Annotated in this window: 23 protein-coding genes and 1 riboswitch; of the genes, 7 read left to right on the forward strand and 16 right to left on the reverse strand. The window is 59.8% G+C overall.

The window, feature by feature from the left end:
- Positions 1-16: 16 nt before the first annotated feature.
- The 9 genes from L2W48_RS09025 to L2W48_RS09065 form a co-directional block, all read right to left on the reverse strand.
- Positions 17-937, reverse strand: a complete 921-nt coding sequence (locus L2W48_RS09025) for a cation diffusion facilitator family transporter (RefSeq protein WP_236116540.1) — start codon at positions 935-937, stop codon at positions 17-19.
- Entirely contained in the window at positions 903-2,063 is a 1,161-nt protein-coding gene (locus tag L2W48_RS09030; RefSeq protein ID WP_236099871.1) for an amidohydrolase, read from the reverse strand. The genes L2W48_RS09025 and L2W48_RS09030 overlap by 35 nt, the downstream gene beginning before the upstream one ends.
- Before the next feature lie 311 nt (positions 2,064-2,374).
- The gene (locus L2W48_RS09035) at positions 2,375-2,932 is read right to left on the reverse strand and encodes a hypothetical protein (protein ID WP_236099872.1); all 558 of its coding nucleotides are present in this window, start codon (positions 2,930-2,932) and stop codon (positions 2,375-2,377) included.
- On the reverse strand, positions 2,925-4,109 hold the full coding sequence (locus tag L2W48_RS09040; RefSeq protein WP_236099873.1) for a M20 metallopeptidase family protein: 1,185 nt from the start codon (positions 4,107-4,109) through the stop codon (positions 2,925-2,927). Before L2W48_RS09040 ends, L2W48_RS09035 begins: the two co-directional genes overlap by 8 nt.
- Complete coding sequence (locus L2W48_RS09045) at positions 4,106-5,092, reverse strand: ABC transporter ATP-binding protein (RefSeq protein WP_236099874.1); 987 nt, start codon at positions 5,090-5,092, stop codon at positions 4,106-4,108. Before L2W48_RS09045 ends, L2W48_RS09040 begins: the two co-directional genes overlap by 4 nt.
- Positions 5,093-5,105: 13 nt before the next feature.
- Positions 5,106-6,083 carry an ABC transporter ATP-binding protein gene (locus tag L2W48_RS09050; protein WP_236099875.1) on the reverse strand — a complete coding sequence of 326 codons (978 nt, stop codon included), beginning with the start codon at positions 6,081-6,083 and terminating at the stop codon, positions 5,106-5,108.
- A 12-nt stretch (positions 6,084-6,095) separates the two neighbouring features.
- On the reverse strand, positions 6,096-6,950 hold the full coding sequence (locus tag L2W48_RS09055) for an ABC transporter permease (protein WP_236099876.1): 855 nt from the start codon (positions 6,948-6,950) through the stop codon (positions 6,096-6,098).
- A 12-nt stretch (positions 6,951-6,962) separates the two neighbouring features.
- Positions 6,963-7,892: a nickel ABC transporter permease gene (gene nikB / locus L2W48_RS09060; protein WP_236099877.1), complete on the reverse strand. Its 930-nt coding sequence runs from the start codon at positions 7,890-7,892 to the stop codon at positions 6,963-6,965.
- Positions 7,893-7,961: 69 nt separating this feature from the next.
- Positions 7,962-9,470, reverse strand: a complete 1,509-nt coding sequence (locus L2W48_RS09065) for an ABC transporter substrate-binding protein (RefSeq protein WP_236099878.1) — start codon at positions 9,468-9,470, stop codon at positions 7,962-7,964.
- A gap of 277 nt (positions 9,471-9,747) precedes the next feature.
- Between L2W48_RS09065 and L2W48_RS09070 the strand changes: the two genes are divergently transcribed.
- Positions 9,748-11,037, forward strand: coding sequence for an L-cysteine desulfidase family protein (locus L2W48_RS09070; protein ID WP_236099879.1), 1,290 nt, complete (start codon positions 9,748-9,750; stop codon positions 11,035-11,037).
- 1 nt (position 11,038) lies between these two features.
- On the opposite strand, the gene L2W48_RS09075 is transcribed toward L2W48_RS09070, so the two are convergent.
- Positions 11,039-11,968: an AEC family transporter gene (locus L2W48_RS09075; RefSeq protein ID WP_236099880.1), complete on the reverse strand. Its 930-nt coding sequence runs from the start codon at positions 11,966-11,968 to the stop codon at positions 11,039-11,041.
- 162 nt (positions 11,969-12,130) lie between these two features.
- On the opposite strand from L2W48_RS09075, the gene L2W48_RS09080 reads away from it, so the two are divergent.
- Genes L2W48_RS09080 through L2W48_RS09090 form a run of 3 tightly spaced genes read left to right on the forward strand, consistent with a single transcriptional unit; the run spans position 12,131 to position 15,824 of the window.
- The gene (locus L2W48_RS09080) at positions 12,131-13,840 is read left to right on the forward strand and encodes a 2-oxoacid:acceptor oxidoreductase subunit alpha (RefSeq protein WP_236099881.1); all 1,710 of its coding nucleotides are present in this window, start codon (positions 12,131-12,133) and stop codon (positions 13,838-13,840) included.
- A 13-nt stretch (positions 13,841-13,853) separates the two neighbouring features.
- On the forward strand, positions 13,854-14,717 hold the full coding sequence (locus L2W48_RS09085; protein WP_236099882.1) for a thiamine pyrophosphate-dependent enzyme: 864 nt from the start codon (positions 13,854-13,856) through the stop codon (positions 14,715-14,717).
- 3 nt (positions 14,718-14,720) lie between these two features.
- Positions 14,721-15,824: a metallophosphoesterase gene (locus tag L2W48_RS09090; protein ID WP_236099883.1), complete on the forward strand. Its 1,104-nt coding sequence runs from the start codon at positions 14,721-14,723 to the stop codon at positions 15,822-15,824.
- Here the strand turns inward: L2W48_RS09090 and L2W48_RS09095 are convergent.
- From L2W48_RS09095 to L2W48_RS09110, 4 genes are all read right to left on the reverse strand, one after another.
- Complete coding sequence (locus L2W48_RS09095) at positions 15,734-17,800, reverse strand: serine hydrolase domain-containing protein (protein WP_236099884.1); 2,067 nt, start codon at positions 17,798-17,800, stop codon at positions 15,734-15,736. The two genes, L2W48_RS09090 and L2W48_RS09095, sit on opposite strands and share 91 nt — an antisense overlap.
- Positions 17,801-17,816: 16 nt before the next feature.
- Entirely contained in the window at positions 17,817-19,217 is a 1,401-nt protein-coding gene (locus L2W48_RS09100) for a radical SAM/SPASM domain-containing protein (RefSeq protein ID WP_236099885.1), read from the reverse strand.
- 122 nt (positions 19,218-19,339) lie between these two features.
- Complete coding sequence (locus L2W48_RS09105; protein ID WP_236099886.1) at positions 19,340-20,008, reverse strand: response regulator transcription factor; 669 nt, start codon at positions 20,006-20,008, stop codon at positions 19,340-19,342.
- Positions 20,008-21,144 (reverse strand): sensor histidine kinase, encoded by a 1,137-nt coding sequence (locus L2W48_RS09110; protein ID WP_236099887.1) that lies wholly within the window; start codon positions 21,142-21,144, stop codon positions 20,008-20,010. Before L2W48_RS09110 ends, L2W48_RS09105 begins: the two co-directional genes overlap by 1 nt.
- A 156-nt stretch (positions 21,145-21,300) precedes the next feature.
- On the opposite strand from L2W48_RS09110, the gene L2W48_RS09115 reads away from it, so the two are divergent.
- Positions 21,301-21,891, forward strand: a complete 591-nt coding sequence (locus tag L2W48_RS09115; RefSeq protein WP_236099888.1) for an ECF transporter S component — start codon at positions 21,301-21,303, stop codon at positions 21,889-21,891.
- Here the strand turns inward: L2W48_RS09115 and L2W48_RS09120 are convergent.
- Together L2W48_RS09120 and L2W48_RS09125 are read right to left on the reverse strand one after the other, a co-directional pair.
- Complete coding sequence (locus L2W48_RS09120) at positions 21,888-23,291, reverse strand: ATP-binding protein (RefSeq protein ID WP_236099889.1); 1,404 nt, start codon at positions 23,289-23,291, stop codon at positions 21,888-21,890. The genes L2W48_RS09115 and L2W48_RS09120 overlap by 4 nt on opposite strands.
- A gap of 1 nt (position 23,292) precedes the next feature.
- Positions 23,293-23,976: a response regulator transcription factor gene (locus tag L2W48_RS09125; RefSeq protein ID WP_236099890.1), complete on the reverse strand. Its 684-nt coding sequence runs from the start codon at positions 23,974-23,976 to the stop codon at positions 23,293-23,295.
- A gap of 153 nt (positions 23,977-24,129) precedes the next feature.
- Positions 24,130-24,292: riboswitch (cobalamin riboswitch) on the forward strand.
- A 128-nt stretch (positions 24,293-24,420) separates the two neighbouring features.
- Here L2W48_RS09125 and scpC point away from each other — a divergent pair.
- Both scpC and L2W48_RS09135 read left to right on the forward strand, forming a co-directional pair.
- A complete protein-coding gene (gene scpC, locus L2W48_RS09130) occupies positions 24,421-25,938 on the forward strand; it encodes a succinyl-CoA:acetate CoA-transferase ScpC (protein WP_236099891.1) in 1,518 nt (505 codons plus the stop codon).
- A 225-nt stretch (positions 25,939-26,163) separates the two neighbouring features.
- Entirely contained in the window at positions 26,164-26,907 is a 744-nt protein-coding gene (locus L2W48_RS09135) for a hypothetical protein (protein WP_236099892.1), read from the forward strand.
- Positions 26,908-26,949 lie beyond the last annotated feature (42 nt).

The raw sequence follows: 26,949 nt of genomic DNA on the forward strand, positions 1-26,949 counted from the left end.
ACGACGGTCGGTGGTCCTATCCGTCGTCGGGCTCCACGTGGACCGATATCATCGTGTCCCGGCCCATCCTCTCTCTTATAGCGTCCTCCACCGCCGTGGCGATGTCGTGGCCCTCTCGAACCGTTATTTCCGGATCCACCAGCAGGTGGAAATCCATGGCGACGGCGGCACCGACCCTCCTGGTCCTGAGGCGGTGGAGGTCTCTGACCCCCGGGACGGACTCTCCGCAAAGCACGATATCCCGGGAGACATCCTCGGGAAGGGCGGCCTCGGTCAGTTCGTTGATCGCGTCGTAGGCTATGGAGAGCCCCACCTTGACGACTATCAGGCTAACCGCAACACCTGCGACGGGATCGAGAAGCCTTCCCCATCCTCCCAGGGCCATGGCTCCGCCTATTCCGAGGAAGGCTCCCACGGACGACAGGGCATCGGACCTGTGGTGCCAGGCGTTGGCCTTCAGAGCCGGGCTGTTCAGACGAAGGGCTACCGCCACGGTATACCGATACAGTATCTCCTTCGCTATCACGGAAAGCCCCGCCGCCCATAGGGCTATCTCGCCCGGGGCCTCCGGCATGACTCCGTCGAAGGCCTCGGCTATGCGGCAACCGGCGCCCCACAGAATCCCCAGTCCGGCCCCTATCAGGGCCACCCCTACGAAAGCGGAACAGAGGGTCTCGAATTTACCGTGGCCGTAGCGGTGGGACGAGTCCGCCGGCTGCGCCACCATCCGAAAGCCCAGGATGGCCACGACGTCGGTAACCACATCGGAAAGAGAGTGGGCTCCGTCGGCGACCATGGCGGCGCTGTTTCCCAGAATCCCGGCCGATATCTTGCCTATGGTGAGGACGCAGTCAACCGTCAGGCCTACCCAGGAAGCCACGGCAGCCTGACGGCATCTGCTATTATCGACCATCTTTCCGGAACACGACCTCTCCATCTATGACGGTTACGTCGGGAGAACGGGTTCCGTCGAAGGGATCGCCGTCCCAGATCACGAGGTCGCCTATCTTGCCCTCCTCTATGGATCCCAACTCGTCGGCCAGACCGAGATGCTCCGCCGGATTCATCGTCACGAAACGGAAGACCTCCTCCCTGGACAGCCCCTCCCTGACGATCTGTGCGGCCTGTACCATCAGGCAGCTGACCGGAATCATGGGATAGTCGGTTATGAGGGAGACGTGGGCCCCCGCCCTGTGAAGTGAGACCACGTTGGATGCGGCGCAGTCCTTCAGCTCGAGCTTCGACTTGAATATCATGAAGGGGCCGAAGGCCGCCATCACCCTCTTCTTTCCGAGAACAGAGGCCACTTTGTGCCCCTCGGTGCAGTGCTCTATAGAGTAGTCCAGATTGAACTCCTCGGCCACCCTGACGGCGGACATTATGTCGTCCGCCCTGTGGGCGTGGATCCTGAGAGGGATTTCTCTTCTAAGCACCGACAGCAGTCCCTCGAGGCGGAGATCCCTCGGGGAATCGGGGTCCTTCTCCAGCTTCCTGCCGTAGTTCAGCCCGTCGACCAGTGCTGATCGGAGCATGGCAGCCACAGCCATCCTTGTAGTGGGCATACCGCCTCTGTCTTTGTGAAGATTCTTGGGGTTCTCGCCGAAGGCGGCCTTCATCCCCGACGGATGAAGCCTCACCATCTCGTCGGCGTAGCTGCCCCAGGTCTTCAGGACCGACCCGACCCCTCCTACCACGTTGGCGCTGCCCGGAAGGATCTGTACGGTGGTTATGCCCGCCCTTCTGGCGTCCAGAAAGGACGTGTCCTCCGGGTCGAAGCCGTCCAGGGCCCTAAGGTGAGGGGTGAGGGAGTCGGTCTTCTCGTTGCCGCCCGCCTCCTCCGGCGGATATCCCTCCTCCCACAGCCCAAGATGGCAGTGGCAGTCTATCAGTCCGGGAGTGACTATTCTGCCCCGGGCCTCCAGCACATCGGCCCCTTCGGGAACGTCTATGTCCGGAGAGACCCGAGCGATCCGCCCCTTCGAAACCAGGACGTCACAGTTATCCTTTACGCCGTCCGTAACGGTCCAGACCGTTCCGCCCCGGACCAGCAGATCTCCTATCATGGTAAGATCCCCTTTCTGAAGCTTCTTCTCGAAGCCCTGTCATGCCACGATTCTAACACTTCAGGACACTCCTTGAGACATCTTTAAAATCACGTCAAAGTCTCCTCGGAGAGGTCGTTCCAACTCCGCCCTGTCTCGCCCAAACGTATTTCCGACCAGCCTGTTTCGTACGGACCGCCTCGGAGGGCACGTCCTGTGCCCCCTCGGCTTGGGGCGACGTCCTGTCGCCCCATCCGAACTACACGACGGCCGGTCGGAAATACGGGCTCGAACGGGCTCCGTCGGAACGACCTCTCCGAGGACCGGCGTTTTTAGAGGTGTCCTTTCGAGTACCCCAGCACCTCGAGGTAGGTGTCCCGGTCGGGACAGAACAGATAGGCTACGGTCCAGCCGCCTCTTATCAAAACCACAGTGTTCATGTCCTCCAGCCCCTTCGCGGAGGACAGTTCGGACCAATTTATCAGCCTGGACGAACTCCGTATCTCCCGACAGGAATCGGGGGCCTCGAAAGGGCGGAAGGACATACGAGAGGATCGCCAGTCGCCCCTTTTTATCCTGACGGTATCGCAACGAACCCCCTCCGGGCCTATCCTGTACCTCATCAGGAGCCTGTTGTTCAGGACCCCGAAGACCACCAGAGCCCACAACAAGGCGACCAGGCCAACGGACCTCATCCCCAGGTCCAGCGCAGCCACGAGATGTTCCGCCTCGAGAGACGATCCGAAAAAGGCCTGTGTCGCCAGGGTCACCCCGACGACGCAGGCCATGAGGACCGCGGAAAATACGGCGGCCTTTCTTAAATACAGGCGGTTGGTGCCCAGAGGGACCCCTACGGACCAGGAGAACGGCCCTGAAGCACCGTTATCCACGGCTCCGGCCTTCCTCGTGCCACCTCAGGGCCAGCTCCGCCATCATGGCGGCTCCCACGGGCAGGCACCCCTCGTCCACGTCGAAATCGGAGGTGTGGGCGGGATGTACGATGCCCCTCTCTTCGTTGCCCGAACCGAGACGGAAGAAGGCTCCAGGCACGGCCTCGGAAAGATAGGAGAAATCCTCCCCTCCCATGGTGGGGCGGTCCAGAAAAGAGGCGGACTCGAACCCCAGAAAATCCCTCCCGACGGACAGCACCATCTCCGCCATGGCGGGGTCGTTGACCACGGCGGGGGACCCCCTCCTCACCGCGACCTCCGCCGACCCTCCTCCGGCGGAGGCTACGGAGGTCGTTATCTCCTTCACCCGGTCGGTCAGATATCCTCTCTGCTCCGGAAGATAGGAACGGACCGTTCCCTCCATGACCACCTCGTCGGCTATTATGTTGGGCGCCGTTCCCCCGTGGACCGATCCGACGGTCACCACCGCACCCTCCAGAGGATCGATCTCCCTGGAGACCAGCGACTGAAGCTGTACCAACGCCTGACCTGCCATCACCACGGCGTCCCTTCCCAGATGGGGATAGGCTCCGTGAGCCTTCTTTCCCCGGATCACCGCCCGGAAGTTGTCCACGGAGGCGCAGCACCTTTCCCTGTTCACCCCTATGGTCCCTACCTCCAGGGGAACTGTGACGTGGAGGCCGAAGACGGCCTTCACCTCGTTTCGCTCCAAAACCCCGGACCGGACCACCGCCGCCCCGCCTCCTGCGACCTCCTCGGCGGGCTGGAAGATCAGGACGATCGGACCGGGAAGCTCCATCCCGGACAGCAGTCTGGCCACCCCGAGGAGAATGGCGGTGTGGGCATCGTGACCGCAGCCGTGCATCACTCCATCCACGGTGGAACGGTACTCCCGCCCTTCGCACTCGGTCAGGGGAAGGGCATCCATGTCCGCCCTCAGAGCCACCGAGGGTCCGGCCCCTCCGAGCCTGGCCACCACACCGGTCTCGGCTATACCGGTCTCGAAGGGAACGTCCAGCGACTTAAGCACCTCGGCCACCTTGGCGGACGTCCTGAACTCCTGAAAGGCCAGCTCGGGATGACGGTGAAAATCCCTGCGGAGCTCCACCAACCAGGGGCTAAGCCCAACCGCTCGGTTAAGGAGATCCCCCCTCAAGACGCCGCCTCCTCGATATCCAGCTCTCCAGCGAAATGACAGGCCACCGAATGTCCCGGCGATATCTCCCTCAGCTCCGGGGTCGCCTCGGTGCAGAGGTCCCTGCGGTAGGGACACCTTCCAGCGAAGCGACAGCCCTCGGGAGGATCGATCGGACTGGGGACGTCTCCCTCCAGAATTATCCTGTTTCTCTCGACGCCCCTCTTGGCTATCGGTATGGCCGACAGCAGCGCTTTGGTGTAGGGGTGAAGCGGATCGGAGAAAACCCTCTCCGAGTCGGTGAGCTCCACCATCTTGCCCAGATACATGACGGCTATGCGATCCGACACATGCTTGACCACCGACAGATCGTGAGAGATGAACAGATAGGTATATCCCGCCTCCCTCTGAAGATCGTCCAACAGGTTCAGTATCTGGGCCTGGATACACACGTCCAGCGCCGACACCGGCTCGTCCAGAACTATGAACTCCGGCTCCAGCGCCAGGGCTCGGGCTATGCCTATCCTCTGACGTCTACCTCCGTCCAGCTCGTGGGGATAGGAATCGGTCAGCCTCTCCGCCAGACCTACGGTGTCCATCAGCTCGGACACCCTGGCCCTCCTGGCCCTGCCGCCCATCCCGGCTCCGTTGACCACCAGGGGCTCGGCAATGAGCTCCGACACGGTCATCCGAGGGTTCAGCGACGAATAGGGATCCTGAAACACTATCTGCATCTGTCTTCTCAAGGCCTTCATCCTGGATCCTCCGGCGGAAAGCACGTCCTCCCCCCGATACAGGACCTCGCCTCCCGTGGCCTCCAGAAGCCTTATCAGGACCCTCCCCGTGGTGGACTTGCCGCATCCCGACTCTCCCACCAATCCCAGGGTCTCTCCCGAAGCTATGGAAAATCCCAGTCCGTCCACCGCGTGAAGCTTTCCCCGAGGGGTATCGAAATACTTGGTCAGACCCTCGACCTCTATCAGGGCCTCTCTCTCTTTTACCATCTGTCAGACCTCCTCAGGACAGGCCGCCGCAACGGACGGGACAGGCCACGAAATGGCCGGGACGCCACTCCACCATCTCCGGCCGAGCCTCCGAACAGGACGGCAGGGCGTAGGGACAACGGGGGTGGAACCGGCATCCCCTGGGCAGGTCGGTAGGATCCGGGGTAAGTCCCTGTATGACCTGCAACCGGGAACGGGGGGCGTCCACGTCCGGAATGGAGTTGAAAAGTCCCTCCGTATAGGGATGCATCCTGTGTTCGTAGAGGGAGTCGGTGTCGCCGTACTCCACCACGGACCCGGCGTACATTATGGCGACCTTGTCGCAGATCTCGGCGACCACGCCGAGGTCGTGGGTTATCAGCATCAGGGCCGTGTTGAACTTCCTCTTCAGGTCCTTCATCAGCTCCAGTACCTGGGCCTGAATGGTGACGTCCAGGGCCGTGGTGGGCTCGTCGGCTATCAGAAGAGCCGGATCGCAGGCCAGGGCGATGGCTATTACGACCCTCTGCCTCATGCCACCGGAAAACTGATGGGGGTAGTCTCCCGCCCTCTCCGGACGGATACCGACCAGCTCCAGCATCTCCAGGGCCCTTTCGTGAGCCCTCTTCTCGTCCATGTCGCCGTGAAGTTGGACCATCTCCATTATCTGACGGTCCACCGGCATGACCGGGTTCAGAGACGTCATGGGATCCTGGAATATCATGGCTATCCTGCCGCCTCGGACGATCCTCTTCTCCGACTCGCTCAGAGACAGCATATCCCTTCCCTGAAAGGAAATGGACCCCTCCACGATCTCCCCCGGAGGGCTCTGTATCAGCTGCATCACCGACAGGGCCGTGGTGGTCTTTCCGGCGCCGGTCTCCCCCACGAAGCCCAGCGACTCGCCCGGAGCCAGCTTCAGATCGAGCTTATCGACCGCCTGGACCACTCCGCTATCGGTATGGTAGCGGACGGTCAGCCCCTTTATGTCGAGCAGAAGATCCTGCTTCATATCCATCTCCCCCTACCTCTTCAGCTTAGGATCAAGTGCGTCCCGGAGGCCGTCGCCCAGGAAATTGAGCGCCAATATGGTTATCATGATAGCCAGACCAGGAAAGAAGGTCATGTAGGAATGATCCCTTATATAGACCCGTCCTCCGGAAAGCATGGCGCCCCACTCGGGGGAGGGAGGCTGTATGCCCAGACCTATGAAGCTCAGCCCAGCGGCGGTGAGGATGGCGAAGGCTACCCCCAGGGTGGCTTGGACTATTACAGGGGCCATACAGTTGGGCAGTATGTGCCTCAGTATTATCCTGAGATCCCCGGACCCCATGGCCCTGGCGGCCTCTACGAACTCCTGGTTTCTTATGGAGAGGACCGAGCCTCGAACTATCCTGGCGTAGCCCGGTATGGACGATATTCCCACCGCTATCATGAGGTTGAACAAGCCCGGGCCGAGAGACGCCGCTATGGCGATGGCCAGGAGTATCTGGGGGATCGACAGAAGCACGTCCATCACCCTCATTATCAGGTTGTCCAGCTTCCCGCCGTAATATCCCGAGACGGCCCCCAGCAGCCCGCCGGTCACCATGGCGATGGAGACGGCTATGAAGCCCACCTTCAGGGAGATACGGCTTCCGTAGATTATCCGGCTGAATATATCCCTGCCGAACTGATCGGTTCCGCACAGGTGTTTCATGGACGGAGACTGAAGGGTCTCACGGATATTCTGCTTGGCGTAGCCGTAGGGAGCTATGAAATCGGCGAAAACCGCCACCAGTATCAGTATCACCACTATGGCCAGGCCTATCATGGCCAGCCTGTTTCTCCTGAGTCGGAGGAAGACGTCTCCGCCCTTGCCCTTTTTTCTCGAATTCATAGACGGTCCCTCCTAACGATACTGGGCCTTTATCCTGGGGTCGATCCAGCCGTAGACGAGATCCACCAGGAGATTGACCAGACTGTAGGCTATGGCTATATAGAGGACCCCCCCCTGGACTATAGGGTAGTCTCTCATCTTTATGGCCTCCACCATCAGCCGCCCCACACCGGGAATCGAGAAGACCGACTCGGTAAGAACCGCTCCACCCAGCAGATAGCCGAAGTGTATGCCTATCACCGTGACCACAGGGATGAGGGCGTTGGGGAGGGCGTGACGCCATATGACCAGGGACTCCTTCTGCCCCTTGGCCCGAGCGGTCCTTATGTAGTCCTGGCGGACCACCTCGAGCATGCTGGAACGGGTCATCCTGGTGATTATGGCCACCCCCTGGGCCGACAGGGACAGAGAGGGCAGCACCATGGCGGCGAAGGAGCCCATCCCGGACGAGGGGAACCATCCCAGATGGACGGAGAAAAGCAGTATCAGCAGCAGCCCCAGCCAGAACACCGGCATGGAGATGCCCACCAGAGCCAGGACCATCGTGATCGAATCGAAAATGGAATACTGTTTTATAGCGGATATGATGCCGAAGGGAATGCCCAGCACGATGGATATTGCCATGGAGAACACCGCCAGCCTGAGGGTCACCTTGAAGGTATCCATTATCTCCGAGCTGACCGGCCTCTTCGTAACGTAGGAACGGCCGATGTCTCCCCGAAACACAGCGTTCGATATATACCGCCCGAACTGCACCAGAAAGGGATCGTCCAGACCGTTACGATCCCTGAACTCCTGAAGAGCCTCGTCCGTGGCCTGCTGTCCCAAGGCCAGCTTGGCCGGATCGCCCGGAGTCGTGTAGAGCAAAGTGAAAACAATGAAGGCCACCCCGAAAAGGACGGGAACCAGGGCCAACACCCTTCTCGCCACGTATTTGATCATCCTTTAACCCCTCTCTCTAAGAGGACCTGCCGACGGCTGAGCCTCCGGCAGGTCCCGAATCGTAGCTATTTACTCCTCGAAGGCGACCTCGTAGAGGTGATGCACCCCGTTGGACGAGGGCTCGAAATCCTTGACCGATTTTCCCGTTCCTATCAGGAACTCGTTGTTCTGGGTGTAGACCCAGGGAAGGTAGTCGTTGATCTTGGACTGAAGCTCGCCGTAGACCGACGCACGCTCCTCCCCGTTGGGGATCGTCTTGCCCTTCTTGAGCAGTTCGTCGATTGAGGGGTCGGAAACCCTGGAGAAGTTCCACACCGAGCCGGTGGTGAAGCAGGCGTCAAGCGCGAACGAGGGATCGGGAACCGAGGGGATCCACCCCAGGACGAAGAGATCGTGCTGCCCCGCCTTGAGTCCCTCCAGGAAAGCTCCCCACTCGAGGACCTTTATCTCAGCCTCTATTCCGACCTCGAGGAGCATCGCCTGGGCGAAGGTGGCGGTGTCGACTCTGTCCTTCCTGTCGCTGGTCCAGATCTGTATCTTCATCCCAGTGGCTCCGGCCTCCTCGAGAAGCTTCTTGGCCGCCTCCACGTCGTAACCCTGAGCCTTCTGACCGTCGTCGTAATACATCACTCCGGGAGACATAGGGCTCTTGGGAAGACTGCCGACCCCCCGGAAGACCACGTCGCAGATTCCCTCCGCGTCTATCGCCAGGCTTATGGCCCTACGAACCCTGATATCGTCGAAGGGAGCCTTGGCGGTGTTGATCCCGATGTAGCTGGTCATGTTGCCGACCTTGCGGAGAAGCCGGAGGTCGTCGTTCTCCTCCACCCTCTTCATGTCATTGGGGGTTATATCCAGGGCGATGTCCACCGCTCCGGTCTCCAGCTCGATGGTCCTGGTGGTGGCCTCGGTTATGGGGCGAATCACCATCGTCTCCGCCACAGGGGCGGGACCGGAGAACTTGTCGAACCTCTCCAGAACGATCCGATCTCCCTTGGCCCAGCTGACGAAACGATAGGGACCGGTACCCACCGGACGCTGGCCGTAGTCGTCGCCGGCCTCCTCCGTGGCCTTCTCGTTTATGATGCAGCCGAATCCCACGTGGGACAGGGACGCTACGAAGGGGGTGTTCTCCTCCTTGGTGCGTATGATCACCGTGTAGTCGTCGGGGGTCTCGAATCCCTCGGGGTCTATGGCAGACGCGTAGGTGCTGACCGCCGAGCCCTTGGGAGAGATGGCCCTCCTGAAGGAATAGACCACGTCGGAAGCCTTGAGCTCCTCGCCGTTGTGAAACAGCACACCCTTTCTCAGCTTGAACCGGTAGGTCTTGCCGTCGAGCTGCTCGTAGCTCTCCGCCAGCTGGGGAACCAACTTGCCCTCGGAATCGAGCATGAGAAGATTCTGATAGATCTGGTTCATCACGGTGTTGGAGGCCAGGTCGTTGGATCCGTGAGGATCGAGCGTCTTGGCGTCCTGAGCCATAGCCACCGTAAGGGTATCCTGGGCGATCGCCACGGACGCCGTGGCGATCATCAGAAGCCCCGCCAGGGCCAAAACCGAAAAAGCACTGCGTTTCATCGTCAAATCCCTCCTGTAAGTTGTCTTTTAGCCCATCCCTCGCGATACTCGAGATCCATAGTCCATAACCGTAATTGACAGTTTTTAGGCAGTTTTTCCTCAAGTCAGACCGTAGACGAAGGGCTCAACCGGATTATATCATCAGTTACAGCTAAAGAATGGATTCAATTATTTTCCTGTATTTGGATACCGACAATAAAATGAGAGCGATAATCGTTAGATCGGTCTATACTAGGGTGGAAAAGAAAAAACATAGTCTTACGGGGAGGAAGAAGAGATGTTCACTATCAAGGAGTTTCTGCATCAAGAGGTAAAGCCTGCATTAGGGTGTACCGAGCCCGGAGCCGTGGCCTTGGCCGTGGCCCGGGCGACCGAGGCCCTGGGAGCCCCGGTGGAGTCGGTGTCCGTTACGGTCAGCGACAGCATATTCAAGAACGGGGTGGCTGTGGGGATCCCCGGAACCGGAGGTCTCAGGGGTAACGTGATAGCGGCAGCTCTGGCGGTCGTCTGCGGCAGATCGGACTACGGCCTGGAGGTGTTGAAGGACCTCACCGAAGAGGACATCCGATCGGCGAAGACAATGGTGTCGGAAAATCGGGTATCCCTGGAGGCCGACATGGCCAGACACGGAGTCTACGTCAGGGCGGTCGTATCCGGAGAGGGACACGAGTCGACCTGCGTCATAGAGGACAGCCACACCGGTATAGTCTCGGTGGATAAAGACGGAGAGACGGTATTCAAAGAGGAAAAAGGGAACACCTCCGCCTCGAAGGCCCGCTCCGTATCCTCCCAGGTGGCGGAGATGGACTACTCCGATCTGGTGAAGCTGGCCGAAAAGCTGGACGACGAGGACGTGGATACCGTCATGGCCGGGGTGGACATGAACCTTAAGATAGCCGACTACGGCCTCGGCCACGACGTAGGGCTCAACCTGGGAAGTACGGTCAGATCCATGGCGGGAGACCTCTTCGACCGGGACCTGGCTGCCAGGATAAGGAGCTACGCGGCGGCGGCGGCCGACGCCAGAATGGACGGCGCCTCCCTCCCCGTAATGAGCAGCGCCGGAAGCGGCAACCACGGTATAACCGCGATCCTCCCCGTGTACGTGGCAGCCGACTTTCACGGAAAGAGCAGGAGGGAAACGGCGGAAGCCATAGCCTTCAGCCACCTCAGCACGAGCTACATAAAGAGCCGGATGGGACGACTCAGCCCCGTATGCGGCTGCGCCGTAGCGGCCGGGGCGGGAGCGGCCTCGGGAATAGTCAGGCTCCTTGGCGGATCGGTGGAGCTATCTATAAAGGCTATGGAGATAGTCCTGGGAAACCTGGTGGGGATGGTCTGCGATGGAGCCAAGGAGACCTGCGCCCTCAAGGTGTCAACCGGAGCCGCCGAGGCCTATCTTGCAGCCATGACCGTCCTCGGAGGGAACCACCTTCAGGGCGCCCAGGGCGTGGTGGACCCCTCCGACATCGCCAAGACGGTCGAAAACGCGGTGGCCCTGAACGTCAAGGGAATGAAGGACGTCGACTCGGTCATCATCGACGTCATATCCAACTGGACCTGTTGATCTAAAACAGTATCTCTATCCACACCGCCGTGGTGACTATACCCACCACAGTCGCGGTCGCCACGTACTCGGCGGCGTAGTCCGAATCGAGTCCCATGCCGTTGGCCAGGATATAGGTGTTGAAGGCCGGAGACAGAGAGGCTATCAGCACGGTGGTCCTGGCCAACAGCGGGTCTCTGGGGGGCAGAAGATGGAAACCGACGTACATCGCTGCGGGAAACAGCACCAGCTTCACCAAGAGATCGCCCCATGAACGGGCCAGACCGGCGGCCAGCTTCTCCAGACGAAGCGACGCCCCTATGACCAGCAGTGCCATACCGCTGCCGCAATCGGTCAGAAGCTCCAGCCCCTCGAAGAACCATTGGGGAAAGGTTTCTTTTATCCCCGTGACCGACAGCATTATCCCGGTGAAACCCGCCAGGATGAGAGGGGTTCGCAAGGCCTTGACGAGGGCCTGCTTGACCGACGCCGGGGAAAAACGGCCCTCCATCGCCATCTGAGCGCAGGCGACGGGAAAGGTGTTGTAGAAGATCATGCCTATGGACAGATAGATCGTCAGGGCGCTGACTCCCACATCTCCCATGAGAGTCGATACCAGAGGCAGCCCGACGAACACGACGTTGCTCCTCACAGCCCCCAGCACGGACACGGCAGCCCTCTCTTTCGGCAACCCCAAACGGGACACCACTGCGAAGACCGACAGTACCACCACCGCGAAGGTGCCGTACAGCACCGATATATAGCCCCAGTCTGAAAAGACCGAGACGTCTATGTCCATCCCGGCCTCCAGCAAAATGGCAGGCATTATCAGCCAGAACAGGACCGAGTTGATCTGGTCCGCTCCCCTCTGGTCCATTCTATCGAGCCTCTTCAGCCCCCATCCGGCAGCCATGACCAAAACCACCGGAAGAATGGTGACAAATCCCTTCATTCGACGTACCCCCCGATAAATCTTCAGTACTATAAAACCTTATGATAGTCCCCTCATCTTCGACGCACAAGAGAGCTTTCCACTTTTTTCTTAGTCCTTACCTATGGTAGGATCGTATGAAAGGGACCATCGAACCGGTCCCGAACGAAAGGGGGAATGGGAATGGCTTCCGGAAAAGACCTCTCCGTCGTCATCTGCGGCGGAGCCGGATACGGAGTTCAGACCGTGGAGGACATACTGGCCAAGGTCCTCAAGAGATCGGGATACCACGTCTTCGCCACCAGGGAGTACATGTCCCGGGTCAGAGGAGGCAACAACTCGACGGAGATAAGGATATCCTCTACCCCGGTGGACGGGATGGTGGACGAAATCGACCTGCTCGTCGTGCTCAGCCCCGGAGTTAGGGAGAACATAAGGAACAGAATAACCAAAAACACCGTCATAGCGGCGGACCGATCGTCCGTAGGGGAAGAATTCGAGAAGACAGACGGCGCCCTTTTCGACGTTGCCCTCGGCGAGATGGCCAAGGAAGCGGGAGGAGCCGTCTATGCCAACGTAATCGCCGCCGGGCTTGTCCTGGGGATTACGGACGCCTCGACCGACCAGGCGGAGGAATACTTCCGCTCCCGTTTCGGCAAAAAGGGAGACAAGGTAGTGGACGAAAACCGGTCCGCCTGCGGGAAAGGGCTGGAGCTGGGTAGAGACATGGCGGAGAAATTCCCCGATCTGGCCCCTCCGGAAAAGGACGACACCTCCAGCAGAAGGGTCATGAACGGCGTGCAGGCCGTTTCCCTGGGGGCGATAGCCGGAGGATGCGACTTCGTTACCGCCTATCCCATGTCACCCGCCACGGGGGTCCTTGCCTTTGCAGCTCAGAACGCCTCCGAGTTCGGCCTGGCGGTAGAGCAGGTGGAGGACGAGATATCCGCGATAAACATGGCGGTAGGAGCGTCCTACGCCGGGGCAAGCCCAATGGTGACTACCTCAGGAGGAGGGTTTTCCCTGATGTACGAGGGCTTCAGCCTGGCCGGAGTAGCGGAGACCCCACTGGTGGCGCACCTGGCACAGAGGCCCGGCCCCGCAACGGGAATGGCCACCAGAACCGAGCAGGGAGACCTGAACCTCGCCGTCCACGCCGGACACGGCGAATTTCCCAGGCTCGTGCTGGCGCCGGGAACCATAGAGGAGGCCTACAGTCTTACGGCCAGAGCCTTCGAGATCGCCCACCGGTATCAGGTCCAGTCCATCGTCATGACAGACCAGTACCTTCTCAACACATTCAGAGACGTGGACCCCGACGACCTGACGGCAGCGAAACCGGACAAGTGCCTTGTGACCTCCGGGCCGGGATACAGAAGATACGAGGACGTCCCGAACGGGGTATCCCCCAGAAGCGTACCGGGATTGGGCAAAGAAATCGTTGGGTGCGACAGCCACGAACACGACGAGGAAGGCCACGTCTTCGAGGACTTCGATCTGAGGGTTAGGATGTCGGACAAACGGTTCAGAAAAGGGGAGCTCCTCAAGGAAGACTTCGTCCCCGCCGATATCCGGGGCCCGGAAAACTGGACCAGGCTCGTACTATGCTGGGGCTCTACGGGACCGATAGTCTCGGAGGCCCTGAAAGATCTGGAACTTTCCGACACCGCCCTCATGAGGATCCGGCAGATCTGGCCCGTGGCGGAGGACGTCGTAGCCGCGGTGGAGAGAGCCGACGAGCTGATATTCGTGGAGGGAAACCACGACGGCCAGCTGGAGAACCTGATCAGATCGGTTACGGGACGTTCAGCTCAGGGACATCTCAGGAACTACTGCGGCCTTCAGTTCTCTGTGGAGCAGGTCCGAATGGGTCTCTCCGAAATACTCGGTTAGGAGGTGTAATAAGATGACCGATCCCAGAATATTCGACCTCCCCGAAGCCGACATGGCCTGGTGTCCCGGATGCGGGGACTTCAAGATACTGGAGGCCCTCAAGAAGGCCCTGGCCGACATGGACATGGCCCCGGAGGACGTTGTGGTGGTGTCCGGAATAGGACAGGCGGCCAAGACCCCCCACTTCATGAAATGCAACTTCCTAAACGGCCTACACGGCAGGGCCCTGAGCCACGCCACGGGGGTAAAGGCAGCCAATCCCAAACTGACCGTGGTGGCGATAGGAGGCGACGGCGACATGTACGGCGAGGGAGGAAACCACTTCCTCCACACGGTGAGGAGAAATCCCGACATAGCCAACTTCGTCTATAACAACATGGTGTACGGACTGACGAAGGGACAGGCCTCTCCGACCTCTCCCAGGGGGATGGTGACGCCGGTCCAGACCAGAGGGGTATCCAGCGAACCGGTCAACCCTCTGGCCCTGGCGATAGTGCAGGGAGCCACCTTCGTGGCCCGAGCCTTCTCCGGCGACGTGGACCACACTGCGGAGACGATGAAGGCAGCCATAAAGCACAGAGGCTACGCCCTGGTGGACGTCTTCCAGCCCTGCGTTTCCTTCAACAAAATAAACACCTTCAAGTGGTTCAAGGACCACACCTACAGGCTCGGAGACGAACACGACAGCTCGAACAGATCGGCGGCCCTGGCCCTGGCGATGGAGACGGAGCGTTTCCCATTGGGGATCCTCTACCGCGAGGAGGGACGTCCCACCTTCGAGGACTCTCTGGGGATCTACGAAAAGGACGACACCCCTCTCCACCGTCGCAGCCCCGACGTCGACAAGGTGAGAGAGACCATAGACTCCATGGCCTAGACCATGAGATGGTTCATAGCGGCTTTCATAACGGTCTACCTGGGGCTCAGTTCCTACGGGGCTCTGAGATGGGCCGGCACGATTCCACTCGACTCTGTCAGACGGACGGTCCTTGGGCTGGCCGCCCTGGGAGCTCTCGCCCTGCCGATAGGTAGAGCGGCCTCGGGAGTAATTCCCGAGGCCGCTCGGCACGGTCTCGTCCAGATAGGCGAGATCTGGATGGCGCTGCTTCCCGCTCTCGTCGTACCGGCCCTGATATGGGACCTGTTCCGCCTGATAACCTATATCCTCGGCAAGAGCCCGGGCCCCAGGGCGAACGGAAGGATATTCCTCGTCTGGACCGTCGCCTCGATCCTGATGGTGACGGTCGGAGCGGTCAACGCCCGTTTCCCCGCAGTGAGACATCTGAAGCTCGAGATACCGGAACTGTCGGGCCCCCCGATCAGGGCGGTCCTCCTGACCGACCTCCATGTGGACTCGGAGACCCCCCCGCCCTGGTTGAAACGGGTGATCGACTCGGTCCGAGAGCTGTCGCCGGACGTAATCCTGATGGCAGGCGACATATTGGACGGCTCGGACGGCCCCGCCCTGGAGAAAGCCGCCGCGGGCCTGGCGAAGCTGAAGGCCCCTATGGGAACATACGCCTGTCCGGGCAACCACGAGTACTACCTCGGCATAGACAGGGCCAGGGCCATAATGGAGAGCAACGGCATAACGGTGCTGATGGACGACCGGAGCCAGCTGGACCACCGGCTTTGGATAATCGGCCGGGAGGACGTGCAGTCCGCCAGGATGGGACGACCCAGGGCACCACTGGCCTCCCTGATCCCCGACGACGGCCTGCCTACGGTCGTCCTGGACCACACCCCGTCGTCCATAGAGGAATCGAGAGAGGCCGGGGCGTCGCTGGTTCTGTCGGGTCACACCCATCACGGCCAGATCTTCCCCTTCCAGTTCGTCACCTCCGCACTGTTCGACCTGGACTGGGGGCTGAAACGATACGGAGACACGTGGGTCTACGTGTCCTGCGGAGTCGGGGTCTGGGGGCCGCCGATAAGGACGAGCTCCCGACCGGAGATAGTGCTGCTGGAGCTCTCCGAAAGGTAGAAGACGTCGTCCGCCACGCCTGTGAGGGCCAGAAAGCCCCCGGCAGTAACGGACAGAGGGGCACTGTCCACCAGGCTATCGTAGACACAGTCCCCCAGGCGGTCGAAGAAGAGGCACCGCCCTTCCGGGGGCAGCTCCACCAGCAGGGCCCCGTCCCGGGAGACCGCCATCCACCGGCAGGTCTCGCCCTCCTCCAGCCTTACGGACGTTCCCTCCGAAGGGAGGGACGAGGCCCGGTCCGAGGGCATGTAGACGGCGCCGTAGAGCCAGGCAGACCTTCCGGTCTCGTCCAGGATCAGTTCGGTGCGATCCCTCAAGGTCTCGGTGGCGGCGGCTCCCCTAAAGGGATCGATCATCGCCATCGGCTGTCCGAAGACTAGATACCCCGGAAGGTCGGACAGCACGAAGGGACGGACCATGGCGCTACCGTAGTAGGCAGACGAATCCGACCGGGACATATCCCGCCTCAGCCACAGTCTTCCCGCTACCCCTTGCAGCGGAGATACCGGATCTTCCGGTATCGGCAAGCCCTCTAGAGCCACTATCTCCGTCTCGAAAAGGGGCATTTCGGCCAAGAGATAGCGTTTTCCGTCGTCGGACACCAGCCTGTAGTCGGTCCCGTTTTCGTCGACGAAGGTGAGCCCGGAACGGAAGGTCCCGACTACTTCCCTGGAACGGTCGGCCTCTCCGGGACCGTCTATCTTCCACAGCTCCATAGTTTCCGACTCCCTGTCGAAGACGAGTCGGACCAGACCTCCACCGGAGGAACCGTAATAACCCTGAAAATCCTCCACCCGGTCCGGCATGGAGGGGCCGTTCTCCCTGGATACGGAGGCGGACCGAACGGGCGACACCACCCCCCTGTCGGACAGGATCCGTCTCAGTATCTCCCCTCCCAGCTCCGGGGCGTCCGAGTTGCCGGAGGAGAGCACCGCCACGGACAGCTCCATGGACGGAACCACGAAAAGCACCGATGAGTAGTGCCCTGTCCCTCCGGTCTTCACCAGAACCTGAATCCCCGCCTCCCGGTAGGAGCTGATCGACGTGGCGTCCCAGCCGAGACCGAAGGTCAGATTGGGCAGAGAGCTCCGGCCCCGACCTTCAGGAGGCTGAGGCGACAGCATCTCAGTCCTGGCGGTCTCGCTCAGCACCGAAGACCCCGAGGGATAGAACATCGCGGAAAATCGACAGAGGTCCAAGGCGGTGCAGGACAGCCCTCCGGCCCCGAGCAGGTTGACCGCCTCCAGAGGCTCCATCCTGCCGTCTGGTCTGTAGTAGCGGGCCGCTTGGCGAGACGGATCGGACCGGGCCCCTACGCTGATCCCGGCGGACGAAAGTTTCAATGGCCCGAAGACCCTTCGTCTCAGGAAATCGGCGTAATCCATGGCTCCCACCCTCTCCGCCAGAAACTCCGCCAGGGTAAAGCCGTCGTTGCAGTAGGGAGCGGCCCCGCCGGGATCGTGAACCAGGGAGGACCTAGCCAGGGTATCCATGAAAAAATCCTCGTATCCGTCTTCGGGAGAGTAGGAAAAGGCTCCGGGAAACACGGTTCCCGGCAGCCCGGACGAGTGGTTCAGCAACATCCTGACAGTTAAGTTTTCCAGACGGCCGTCGTCCATCCGAAACTCAGGAAGGAGGTCGACCACCCTGTCGTCGAGATCCAAGACCCCGTCGTCCTCCATAACCATGATTGCCACGGCGCAGAACACCTTGCTTATGGAGCCTATGTTGTAAAGGGTGTCCTCGTCGGCCAGGACGGCCCCGCCTCTGTCGGCGGCGGCGAATCCCTCGGAAAAGACGATCCCACCCCCCTCCGTCACGGCCACAGAGGCGCTGTTCATGCCACCTCCCGCTATCCTTTTCCATACGGACTCGCGGATGAAAGACGCCAGCCCTCCGTCGTCGGCTCCGGCCGATCCCGCCAGAGAGACCCAGACCGCCAGGGCGAACAGAAACGGTCGCATCCTGCGAAACACCTAAAACCCTCCCCTCTCATTCCTCCATGGAAACCCTTTTACGGTATCTCTCCCTCTCGCACCCCTCCCATAGGGGGCGGTATAAGGATCTTATCGCCTTTCCGTAATCGTCCAATCCCTCCGCCACCGAGCCGGACAGCATCCTCTCCAGCCCGGGATGACAGGGCTCGGCGTCGAAACGATCTATCAGTTCCCTCAAAACGCGGGGATGGTCCAGTATCATGCAGGGACACAGGAGGTCGTCGTCGCCTTCATAGGGCTGGGCAGACCTTATGGCCGAGAAGAACGGGCTCCTGGCTATATCCACCAGGCTCTTCTCCCTTATGCTGTCTGCCGCGAAGGGGACGAACACGCAGGGCTCGACCCTGCCGTCGGAGATGACGTGCCAATAGCGACTCCCACCTGCCATGCACCCGTCCACGTAGGGGCCGTCGTTCCAGAAATCGCCGGTGAAGATGGGGTAATCGCCGCTGGAACGCCAGCGTAAGATGCTATCGTGCAGTCCGGCCCTCTGTTCGGGGCTGGCCATGTAGGTCAGATCGGGGCTCACCCCTATGGGAACATACTGAAAGAACCACCCCACCATGCAGCCCCGCTCCACCATGGAGCCTATGAACTCGTCGCTCGCCAGATAGTCCGAGTTCAGGGACGTACAGGTGGCGCTGAAGCCGAAGAGCATCCCCCGCTCCCTCATCCTGGGGAAGGCCTCCAGGACCTTGCGATAGGTTCCCCTGCCCCTCCTGGCGTCGGTCTGCTCCTCCGTTCCCTCCACCGACACCATGGGAGCGACGTTCCCCAGGGCGGCCAGACGATCTACCGTATCGTCGTCCAGCAGGGTGCCGTTGGTGTAGAACTGGAAGTAGCAGTCGTCGTGTTTTTTCCACAGATCGAATATACGGGGATAAAGCAGGACCTCCCCTCCGGAGAGAGTATAGAAATACATCCCGAGCTCCTTCCCCTGCCTCAGAAGGTCGTCCAGCTCATCGAAGGTGAGCTCTCCCTCTCTGTCGTACTCTCCGGCATAACATCCGGTGCAATGAAGGTTGCATTTCATGGTAGGACTTATCACCATGAAATTTGGCAGATGGACCCCCAGTTCGGCCTCCTTCTCCTCCCTGACTCCTCGGCCCAGCACCATGAAGTTGACTATCAGGTTTCGGATCATATTCTCCAGGGCCAGAGGCGACAGCTCCCGGACGGCCCGGACCAGAAAGGCCACAGACGGATCCTCGGAACGGACCATCTTCGCCATCCTGCCCAAGGCCTCCCTGTGATACCGGGCCGGGGCCAATTTTCCTATGGACTCCAGCATATCGGCCAGATCGCCCATCTCTCCCTTTCGAACCTTCTCGACGGCCCGATCCAAAACTGAACGGGTCACGAAACCCTTCGCCTTCCGGAACAACGAAACCGCCATAATCGATCCCTCCTCGATCGTCCTTATGCTCGGCCCCATTGTAGCCCTTTTTATTGCTTTTTCAAAACAAACGGAGAGTCCCTTTCGGGGCTCCCCGTAGATACGGATAAGATATGGAAGTCTCAGTCTTTGAAAAACGATGGATCCTTCGAGGCTAAACCGGACCTCCAGGCCCAAGCCACAGCCTGGGTTCGGTCGGACACCCCCAGCTTGGCTAGGATATGGCTTATGTGGTTCTTCACCGTCTTGTCAGACAGGGACAGCCGTTCCGCTATGTCCTGGCCGTTCAGTCCCTGAGCCAGCCAGTAAAGCACCTCCAGTTCCCTTTCGGAGAGTCTGGACATGCCCCTCTCCCGAGAGGAGTCCTCGGAGAAACAGTTCAGGAGCTTGCCGGCAGCCCGGGAATCGACGTAATTATCCCCTCCGGATACCGTCCTTATAGCAGAGATCAGTTCGTCGAAGCCGGAGGTTTTAAGGACGAAGCCCTTGACCCCCGCCTTGGACAAAAACACCATGTCCCTGTCGTCCTCCAAGGCGGTCAAGGCTATCACCGATCGGGCAAATCCAGCCTCCTCCATTTTGCCCATCAGCTCCACCCCGCCCATCCTCGGCATGGTCACGTCCACCAGAGCGACGTCGAAGTTCACCTTCCTCATGAGCTCCAGCGCCTCCAGCCCGTCGCCAGCCTCTCCGACCACCTCTATATCGTCCTCCAGGGAAAGGGTGTTTATCACGCCGGTCCTGAATATGGCGTGGTCGTCCACAACTAGGACACGGATGGTTTTTTCCATCAGCTATCACTCCTTATCGGCACCTTTAAAGAGACTATCGTCCCCTGCCCCGGGACGCTGTCGACGTTGAACTCCCCTCCGAGTATTCTGGACCTCTCCTCCATGGAGACCATCCCGTAAGAGCCCCTCTCCTTGGCCTTCTCCATGGCGGTCTCGACATCGAAGCCGAAGCCGTCGTCCATTATCTTGACGAACAGAATATCGTCCCTCACGGAGAACAAAACCGTCACCCTCTTAGGCTCTCCCTTGGTGACGGCGTTGGCCACGGCCTGACGAACGATCTTGTAGAGATGGGGTGCCATGCCCCCGGGAATCTCCTCTACCGGGCCCATAGTCTTGAGCTTGACCGACACACCGTAGCGGCTGGACGTGGCCTCGACCCATCTGTCCAGGGCGACCATCAGACCGTCCTCCAGGTCTCTAGGGTAGAGAAGGTGCAGAAACGACCTTATCTCGTCCATCGTCTCCACCATCTGCTCCCTTACCTTGTCCAGTTCCTCGGAGGCTTTCTCCACCTGATCCTTTCTAAGAAGGCGCCTCACGAAATCCATGGACATCAGTGCGCCGGAGAATTTCTGGGCCGGGCCGTCGTGAAGCTCCCGGGCCAGACTCATGCTCTCCCTCTCCACCAGAGAATAGGCCTGAGCCAACCGTCTGGCCCCGCCCTTTTCCTCGTTTACCTCTATGGTCTCGATCCTATCGTTGACGACGTTGAGGGCAACACGGAGCCTTCCGACGGCAGAGTCGCTTTTCTCCACCCTGGAGGCCACCCTGCGCTCGTCCCTCTCGAGATAGTCCCTAAGCTGTCTAAGACCCTTTTCCCTCTCGGCCAAGGCAGCCTTACGAAACAGGAACTCCTCCGCCTTCTCGTAGGCCTTCCTCTGCTCTATCTCTGTTCCACCTCTGACAGACTGGGACAGAACGCTCCTGGCAGCAAAGTAAAGAGACGTCATCTCGTCCATCTCGGATATCACCTGTTCCAGCTCGGAACGGGTAGCGCTCAGCTCGGATCTTATGGTGCTAAGCCGGTCGTCTTCGTCCTTTCGAAAATCCGACACGGTGACCATGCTGTCCGCAAGGTCCTTTCGGATTTTCTCCATAACCTGATGCAGTGTGTCGGACGAATCACGAGCCATGGTTAAACCTCCTCCAGAATTCGTTCTCAATTATAGCGTATACATCCGTATCGCCCAAATTTCGTGGCGACCGAAACGAAAATAGGATATCATACGTGGTTACCCGGCCGTAGGACAACGGTCTGACATTCGAGATAAAGAAAGGGAATGATCGAGATGGAACGAGCGAGGGGAAACGAGAACGTCCGCAGAATGGTGTGGGGTGCCCTGCTTTCCGGGCTGGCCACCGTACTCATGTACGTGGACACGGCGGTGCCTATTTTCCCGTCCTTTCTGAAGATGGACCTGTCCGACGTTCCGGCACTGATAGGGGCCTTCGCCTGGGGCCCAGGCAACGGCGTCGCCATAGAGGCGGTGAAGAACCTGCTGCACTGCGCGGCGTCCTCCTCGGCAGGAGTCGGGGAGATGGCCAACTTCGTCATGGGGTCGGCTCTGGTCCTCCCGGCGGGACTGATCTATCGGGCGAATAAGACCAAAACCGGGGCCCTGATCGGTATGGCGGCGGGGGTGGCTACCATGACAGCCACGGCGGCGATCCTAAACGGCACGGTATTGATTCCCCTGTACTCCAAATTCGTCCCGATCGACACTCTCATATCCATGGCCGGTGCGGCGATCCCTGCGATAGAGGACGTTCCGTCTCTGGTGATATACGGAATAGTCCCCTTCAACCTTCTGAAGGGGACTATCGTATCCATATCGACTTTCTGGCTCTACAAGAGGATAAGCCCTCTTCTGGGAAACTAGCCGAACCCCAGAGGAAGTCTGATCCTGACAGACAGCCCCCCTCCGTCCCTGTTGGCCGCCTCCACGATTCCTCCGTGCCTCTCCACAGCCCTGCGGGCTATGGCCAAGCCGAGGCCGACTCCGCCGGAGTCCCTGTCCCTGGCCTCTCCTTCTCGGAAGAAGGGCCTGAATATGGCCTCCAGATTTTCCTCCGCAACGCCGGGCCCGCGGTCCTCCACTATTATCGCGAGGGGAAGCTCCTCTTCAGGCACGTATTCGGCCCTCAGCTCCACCACCGTGCCGGGGGCGGTGTACCTGACGCCGTTTCTCACGATGTTCTCCAGGGCGCTTTCCATGGCCTCTCTGTCGACCGATACGGCAACGTCCGGGACATCCTCTGAAACGACGTCCTTTCCGGAGGCGAGCGCCTCGAAACGACCGTCCTTCGCCACAGAGGCCAGTAGATCCCTCAGGGAAACCGACTCCCTCCGCTCCCCTCCGAAACGAGACTCCTCCCTGGCGAGGCCGAGAAGATCGCCGATCATATGGTTCATCCTCTCCGACTCCCGCTCTATCCTGTTCATAAGGCCGTCCAGGTCATCGGGAAGCCTGTTTCGAAGCAGCTCCAGCGACAGGTTGAGCCTCGTAAGAGGAGACCTGAGCTCGTGGGAGATGTCCCCGAGAAGCCTGCTCTGACCCGTGATGTTTCTCTCGACGTGATCGGCCATGGAATCGAAATTTCTGGCCAGCTGGCCTATCTCGTCGTCGCCGAAGGGGCCCTCCCTCTCGGCCCTTACGGACAGATCCCCCGAGGCCAGAGCCAGAGAGGCCCTGCTCAACGCCTCGACCGGATAGCATATATGTCGGGCGAGAAAGTAACTCACCGCCCCTCCCACCGCCATCAGGACGGCGAAATACAGGACCAGAGACAGGTAAAAACCGTCCTCGGGAGGAAGGGCTCCGGGAAGGGCGAACAGGGTGACCACGTATGTCGCGCCGCCGGGCGAGACCACCGGTTCGGTGGCGGCTGGAAGATCCTTCATCCAGGAGGTGCGGGGGGGACCGGAGAGACCGTGATGACGCCTGACGTCGGGCATCATCCTCTCTCCCCGGGAGGGGACCATACCCGACAGAGGAGCTCCCCTATCGTCCAGAATGACGAACAGCAGCCGCCTCTCCTCCCTCAGACGACCGAGCTCGTCCTTCAGGGCGTCGGCCCCTTTCTCTTCGTAAAGGGCCACGAGAGACGGAGCCTCCCTATTCAGCTCCTTTCTGAGCTTGGCCTCCAGGGACAGATCCAGAAGCCCCAACCGGACGATAAGCCCCGTAACAGCGACGTGGAGCACCGACGCCACTGCGATCGCCAGCAAAAAGCCTAAAAAGATCTTTCTGAACAGGGTGGCGGACCTAAGCCAGGACATCTCAGCTCACCGGAAGGGTATAGAGATAGCCCTCGCCCCGGACGGTCCTTATTCGGTCCGTTCCGTCCTCGTGGGGGCCGAGCTTCTTTCTGAGGTTGCTGACGTGCATATCCAGGCTCCGGTCGAAAGGGGCCGCCGATCTCTCTAGTACCTTACGAAACAGCTTGTCCCTGGACACGACCTGACCGGCCGAACGGAGCAACACCTCCAACAGCCGAAACTCCATGGAGGTCAGATCCACTATGATGCCGTCCAGCATCACCTGTCTGGAACGGACGAACATCTCCAGATCGTCCACCGTCAGGCGTTCCGGATCGGATGGACCGTTTCGCCTCCTCATGACCGCCCGAACCCTGGCCAAAAGCTCCCTGGGGCTGAAGGGCTTGGGAAGATAGTCGTCGGCTCCCATCTCCAGCCCCAAGACCCGGTCCACCTCGTCTCCCTTGGCGGTCAGCATGATCACCGGAATGGACGACGTCCTCCTGATCTCCTTCAGGGCCTCGAAACCGCTCTGACCCGGCAGCATGACGTCCAACACGACCAGATCGTGCTTTCCCGCAGCGGCCTCAAATGCCCCGTTTTTACCGTCGTAGCTGAGGCTTACCTGAAAACCCTCTCCTCCGAGATACTCCATCAGGAGCTCGCCCAACTCCCTGTCGTCGTCTACGACTAAAATTTTATCCATACGGAAAAACCTCCCTCGAATCACAGCTTTTCACGACACTCTACGACAATTTATTATATCGTGCTGAAACACGAAGGAGGAAATCCCCTTACCATTCTTTACGATTTTCTCGCCAGGGGTTGACCTCGTCGGAAAAAGGTATATAATGACCTTCGTAATCAATCGAGTTCAGGTGACAGGGAAGACCGGTGAGAATCCGGCGCGGACCCGCCACTGTATACCCGACGTCGTCGAAAACGCCACTGGAGAGTTTCTCCGGGAAGGCTCGGCGACGGATGAGGGAAGCCAGGATACCGGCCTGAACACGCGACCCATCCACCCTGCGAGGACTCGGGGTAATCGGCGAGAAACCCGTCGGCCATCGGTCGATCGGTTTTATTTCGTTGCGATTCAGAGACGTCCCTCAGGGGGCGTCTCTTTTTTTTCGTGAGAGGAGAACCTAATATGACCGATCTTTTCGGCCATGCAAAGGACAGAATCAGAAACACCGCCCTACGATCGAGACTGATGACGCCGGAGGAGGCCTCTATGTACGTCCAGGACGGAGCCACGGTAGGATGCAGCGGCTTCACCCCGGCGGGATATCCCAAGGTGATACCGTCGGCGATGGCCGACAGAGCCCTGAACGGAGGTCCGAAAAACTTCACATTATGGACGGGAGCATCGGTAGCCCCCGAGCTGGACGGCAGATTGGCCGAGGCGGGAGCCATATCCTATCGGTTTCCCTACCAGACGGGCAAGGCGATCAGAGACGCCATAAACGGCGGCGAGGTCGGTTTTCAGGACATGCATCTTTCCATGACCCCTCAGAACCTTCGCTACGGCTTCTACGGACCGATGGACGTGGCGATAATAGAGGTCTGCGCCATAACGGAGGAAGGCAACTTGGTGCCTACGACGTCGGTGGGAAACTCTCCCAGTTTCGTCGAATCGGCGGAACGGGTGATAGTAGAGGTGAACACCTCCCAGCCGGAGGGGCTGGAGGGCATCCACGACATATTCATCCCGGAGGAGCCGCCTTATAGAAAGCCGTTTCACGTGTTGAAGGTTAACGACAGGATAGGCACTCCCTATATAACCTGTCCTATGGAGAAGATAGTGGCGATCGTTCCATCGAACGTACCGGACCACCTCACTCCGATGAAAGAGCCGGATCCCGTCTCCCGGGCTATGGCCAGAAACCTCATGGACCTCCTGTCGGTCGAGGTCTCCTCCGGGAGACTCCCGCCGGGTCTCCTGCCGATACAGGCCGGAGTCGGCAACGTCGCCAACGCCGTAATAGGGGAATTGGTCGACTGGCCCACCGACGACCTCAGAATATACTCCGAGGTAATCCAGGATTCCATGTTGACCCTGTTGGAGACGGGCAAAGTCCAGCAGATGTCCGGAACAGCCTTCACCAACTCGCCGGAAGGAGCCAAGAAACTGCTCCGCCGACTAGAGGAAATAAGGAAAAAAGCGGTATTGAGGCCACAGGAGATAAGCAACCACCCGGAGATAATACGCAGGCTAGGATTGATAGCGATAAACACGGCCCTGGAGGTGGACATCTACGGTCACGTGAACTCCACCGTAGCCATGGGCAGCAAGATGATAAACGGCATAGGAGGATCGGGCGATTTCGCCAGAAACGCCTTTTTGAGCGTATTCCTGTCCCCCTCGACGGCGAACGGAGGAAAAATTTCCAGGATAGTTCCCTTCTGTTCACACGTGGACCACACCGAGCACGACGTGGACGTGGTAATCACCGAATACGGCGTAGCGGACCTCCGTGGGCTCGTCCCCAGGGAGAGAAGCCGTCTCATGATAGAAAAATGCGCCCATCCCGATTATCGGGCACCTCTCATGGAATACCTGAGACTCGGCGAGGCCAAGGGAGGACACGAACCTCATGATCTGGCCTCCGCCCTGGGCTGGCACCTGAACTACATCGAAAAGGGGACCATGGTCCCCGATCAATAAGACCCTTCCTGAGACATCCCCATAGGGATGCAAACTCTTTCCCCATCCCCCCTGCCACCCCCAAATGGCAGGGGGTCCCCTTTTTTTACCGACGGGGCGACCTCCCTTACATTCCTTTACCGTTCCTATAAGGCACCTTGACCTGCCCCGGGCTAGAATGGGGTCACAGCGAAAGAGAGAGCCCCCGAGAGGGAAGCTTATATCGACAAGAGGAGGAATTCAGAGATGAAAAACGGAAAGAGAACACTGGCTATTTTGGCGGCGGTAGCGGCGGTTACGATCGGTTCGATGTCGGCAAGCGCCGAGGCTTGGAACGGATGCGGCGGACGGGACCGAGGACATAGGACGCACCACGACGGACAAACGAAGAGAGGTTTCGGCCAGGGAATGAACCGCTGGGGCGACGATCTGAGCCTGTCGGCGAGGCAGAAACTCGAGATGGGAGAGATAGAGCGCAAGTGGTTCGCCGACAACTCGGAACTCGCCAGGAAAACAGCCTGGGCCCTGAGGAACTATCGCTACGACCTGTCGGCGGGGAGAAATATAGACGAGGGCAAAGTCGCCGAGATGAAGAAGGACATGGTGGCCCTGGAGACCAAGAGGATGGAGCTTCATCGCGACCTCTACGGCCTTCTCGACGGGGACCAGAAAAAGCTGGCGGAGAAAAGGCACCAGGAAGGCCCCTTCCGTAGAGGCGACGACGACAGAGGGAGAGGGCCCGGCAGATCCGGCAGGAACGAAGCCGTTGAAAAGGCCAGAGCCGACAACTGGAAGGCAATGGACGCCCTCAGGGACGAGATCCACGCCGTAATGACAGGCAACGCATCACCGGAGGACCTGGCAACCCTGGCGGAGAAAAAGGTTGAGATCCGGCTTCAGATGATCGAAAACTTCACCCCCGGAGACCGGGACGGATTCGGAGCCGGAAAAGGCGGCGCCAGATTCGACTCGAGGAAACGCAACGGCTAGAGAATAGATAACAAAAAGTAGCGGGCGCCGGGAATCCGGCGC

The organism is Dethiosulfovibrio russensis, from assembly GCF_021568855.1.
Classification (GTDB): domain Bacteria; phylum Synergistota; class Synergistia; order Synergistales; family Dethiosulfovibrionaceae; genus Dethiosulfovibrio; species Dethiosulfovibrio russensis.